The sequence below is a fragment of the Phenylobacterium sp. genome, from assembly GCF_037138395.1.
Taxonomy (GTDB): Bacteria; Pseudomonadota; Alphaproteobacteria; order Caulobacterales; family Caulobacteraceae; genus Phenylobacterium.
The window spans coordinates 1-3810 of the sequence record NZ_JBAXIM010000199.1 but is presented as its reverse complement, the minus strand read 5'-3'; the positions used below and the strand labels follow the sequence as shown (position 1 = coordinate 3810).

General features: G+C 66.9%; 3 protein-coding genes. 2 read left to right on the top strand and 1 reads right to left on the bottom strand.

The genetic code is table 11. From position 1 onward, the window contains the following. Positions 1 to 787: Gfo/Idh/MocA family oxidoreductase (locus WCJ52_RS12125; protein ID WP_336903566.1), on the bottom strand; the 787-nt coding region annotated here is incomplete at its 3' end. A gap of 153 nt (positions 788 to 940) precedes the next feature. Between WCJ52_RS12125 and WCJ52_RS12120 the strand changes: the two genes are divergently transcribed. Together WCJ52_RS12120 and WCJ52_RS12115 are read left to right on the top strand one after the other, a co-directional pair. Beyond that, entirely contained in the window at positions 941 to 2092 is a 1152-nt protein-coding gene (locus WCJ52_RS12120; RefSeq protein WP_336903565.1) for an aminotransferase class I/II-fold pyridoxal phosphate-dependent enzyme, read from the top strand. A 25-nt stretch (positions 2093 to 2117) separates the two neighbouring features. Continuing rightward, positions 2118 to 3590, top strand: coding sequence for a hypothetical protein (locus tag WCJ52_RS12115; protein ID WP_336903564.1), 1473 nt, complete (start codon positions 2118 to 2120; stop codon positions 3588 to 3590). Positions 3591 to 3810 lie beyond the last annotated feature (220 nt).

The following is a 3810-nucleotide window of genomic DNA, read 5'->3' as shown; positions in this document are numbered from 1 at the left end:
CTCCAGTCAGCGTGTAGCAGGTCTCCTCCGGCGCGTTGAAGAAGGCGGGGTTCTCGCCGGTCGTCTGCTCCCAGCTCCGCGCCGAGGCGCCAGAGTCCGACAGCATGAAGACCCCGAGGGCACCGCTCGAAAACGACACCGTGATCGCGGCAGTGTCCTCCACCGCGTGTCCGCGGACCCGGGAGGAGGTCTGGGCCTGGACCGAGTCGATTTCGCCGCAGAGGGCTCGCATCATCCCGATCTCGTGGATCAGATTGATCAGGATGGGGCCTCCACCCGCCTGGGTCCGCCAGGGCGCGGCCGCGAAGTAGTCGTCGGGCTTGCGGAAGACCGCGCTGCCCTGAAAGGCCACCAGCCGCCCGAGGCGCCCGGACTGAACGACCCGGTGGGCTGCGTGAACCAGGGGGCTGTGGGCCCTGTGGTGTCCGACCATGGCCTTCACCCCGGAGCGGGCGATCAGGTCCACAAGGGCCTCGGCCTCAGAAAGGTCGTCCGTGATCGGCTTTTCGATCAACATGGGCGTACCCGTGGCGGCGCATGTCCGGGCCTGATTGAAGTGGAACGGGTTCGGCGAGGCGAGGATCACGCCGTTCGGGCGGACCGCCTCCAGGCAGGCCCCGACATCCGCAAAGACAGGTACACCCAGGGTCTCGGCGAGATGTCGGGCGTGGATCGGCTCCGGTTGGACGATGGCGGCGAGCTCCGTCCTGGGGTCGGCGCGCACCAAGTCGATATGCTTCATGCCCATCAGGCCAGGGCCCACGACAACCAGCCGAGTCACGGACATCGCGCTCCCCTTGACGCCGGTTTCTTGATGGCGACTCACTGACGGCAGGGTGACCAGACTAGATCGGAAGCCCCGACGCGCCAACCTTCACCCGTAACCGGGCATTAACCATGATGACCGAAGATCCCCTTTGAAGAATCCAGGAGCAGACCGATGCTGGCTGCAAGCGCCGCCACTTCTGAACTAGTGTCCGCTCCCGGCGTCGACAAGGCTACCCGCATCCCGGTTGCGGTGCCCACCATGCCGCGGGCCGCCGACCTGGGCCCCTATCTCGAGCGGATCGACGCGGCTGGCTGGTACTCTAATTTCGGGCCGCTCGTCCTGGAGTTCGAGGACCGCCTCGCCGCCCGCTTCGACAGAGGCGCAACGGTCGTCACGGTTGCAAACGGGACCCTGGCCCTGACCCTGGCGCTCGAGGCCCTCGGCCTGCCCAGGGGTTCGTTCTGCGCCCTGCCGTCCTGGACCTTCGTGGCCACCGCCCACGCGGTCCGCATGGCCGGGCTGGTTCCCTGGTTCGTAGATGTCCAGACGAAGGATGGCGAGCTGACCCCAGCAGGCCTCCTTGCCGCCCTGCCTGAGGCGCCCGGCCCGGTGGCGGCGGCCATGCCGGTGGCCGTGATGGGCCGACCCATGTCGCCTGCCGCCTGGCGTGCCTTCCAGGACGCCACGGGGGTCAAGGTCATCATCGACGCGGCTGCAGGGTTCGACGCGGCCGCCTCGGCGGAAGTGCCCGTTATGGTCAGTCTCCACGCCACCAAGACCCTCGGTGTCGGGGAGGGGGGCTTCATCGCCTCGGAGGATCCGGAATTCAGCACCCGGCTCCGCGCCATGACCAACTTCGCCTTCATGGGCGATCGAGTCTCGCGACACGTCGCAACCAACGCCAAGCTCAGCGAGTACTCTGCGGCCGTCGGCCTTGCGGCCCTCGACCAGTGGCCGACGACCCGGAACCGGTACGCCGCCGCGGCACGTCGCCTCCGGCTCGCCCTTGCCGATGTGAAGGCAGTGACCTTCCAGGAAGGATGGGGGACGAACTGGATCTCGAGCACCTGTGTCGTACGGCTGCCTGCCGGCGCCGCCGACCCCGTCGAGGCCAGCCTGAGCGCGAGCGGTGTCGATACCCGCCGCTGGTGGGGAAATGGCTGCCATGTCGCCCCGGCCTTCACGGACTGTCCGGCCTCGGCCCTGCCTGTCACGGAAGCTCTCGCCGCCTCCAGCCTTGGCCTGCCCTTCTTCTCTGACCTCGGCGGCACCCAGATCCAGAAGATCGCGTCGTCCCTCAGGTCCGCCCTTGCCGCCCTCTAATCCTGAAACCCGGAGACTTTCCGTCGTGACCCTCGAGGATTTCCTGCTGGAAGGTGCCCAGCCCCAGTACGCAGATGCCGTCCGGACGATCGCAGAGCGCTGGAGCGCCCTCTTCGTGCTGCAGGACTTCGCCAGACTGAATAACGAGAATCTCTACGCCACCCTCGCAACCCAGATTGAGGGCGACGACATCGAGGACGCGGTGCGGCTTCTGGTGGCATCTGACCTGAATTCCCTCGCCTGGTGGCGGGGGCCCGAGGTCCCGCCCGAGGTGAGGGCGCGGCTCAGCCGCCTCACCCGGTCGGTACTCACCCGGATTTCTGATGGCCTGGACATGGCGCCCCGCCAACTCCCGGCCTCCCGGCTCCGCCGGGCGCATGTGCTCTTCGTCGGGACCCTGCTGGACCCAGCGCATTCGCCATCGGGCGGCGCCATCGACTATGCGGCAGCCCTTGCTATGGATCCCAAGGTCGATCGCCTTGAGATCGTGCATTCTGGCGACATCACGGACCCCATGCGCGCATACATCCGGGAGAGGCTAGGGGGCTTCCCCGCCAGCCGGGGTCTCGTCTTTATCTCAACCGTCGACAATCCGGACTTCCTGGCCGGCATCCTCGGCCGCGGTCCCTGCACCTTCCATGTCTGGTGCGAGCCCGCCCTTTCGCCAGTGATCAGCGTGGCCAGCCGGCTTGGCCCGACTCTGATGTTCACCTGTGCGGACGAGGCGCCGGTCCAGTACGCCGACGTCTTCTGGTACTTCCACACTCCGGAGACGATCCGAGGGCTCTGGGAAGCCCAGGGCGCTCCGCCTGTGTTTGCTGGAAACTATGTTCAGAGCCTCTCCGGCCCCTGCCTGGATTCGCCGCCCCCGGAACCGATACCAAGATCCGAAGTGGGCCTCGACCCAGATGCCTTCGTGATTGCCACGGTCGGCAACCGTCTCGGCGTCGAGATGGACGAGGCCTTCATCACGGGCATGGAACTGGCAGTCAGGGATCAGCCGAACTGCGTCTGGATGGTGGTCGGCGGCCTTCCCGACTACCTGTCCGAAGCCTGCCGCCAGGTCCTGGGGCACCGCTTCCTGCACATTCCTTATGCAAGCCCCCTCGATCGCCTGATGACGACCGTCGATGTCTTCGCCAATCCCTTCCGGCGTGGTGGCGGGAACAGCGCCAATCTGGCCCTTGGGGCGGGGGCGGCCGTGCTCTCCCTGAAGTTCGGGGATGTCTCGGCCCTCATCCCAGAAAGCTTCATCGCGGATACACCAGAGGAGTATTTCCGCTACCTGGGCTTCCTGATCGAGTCCCCCGAACTCCTGAGCGCCGTCAAGGCCGAGCAGTTCCAGCACAATGCTCGCACGCGGGACCAGAAGGCCTTCCTCGCCAACCTCCAGAAGATGGTGCGGCTGGCGGGCGAGCGCTACGCGGCGCGGCAGGGTGGAGCGCGCTTGTCGGAAACGGTTTTCGCGCCGGAACCGCTGCTGGTCCGCGCCGGTTGAGACGGAGCCCGCCCCGGGGCCCTTGCAGGCGATCCGGGACGGGTCCGCAACTTTCCTCACAGCGCGAAGGTGAAACCGCCGTTCACCGGATAGACTTGGCCGGTGATCCAGCTCGAGGCGTCCGATGACAGGAAGAGCACCATGTTGGCCACGTCGTCCGGGCGTCCGGGCCGGCGGATGATGTACTTCTCCATCTGCCGCTTCAGGCGCTCGGGGTCGC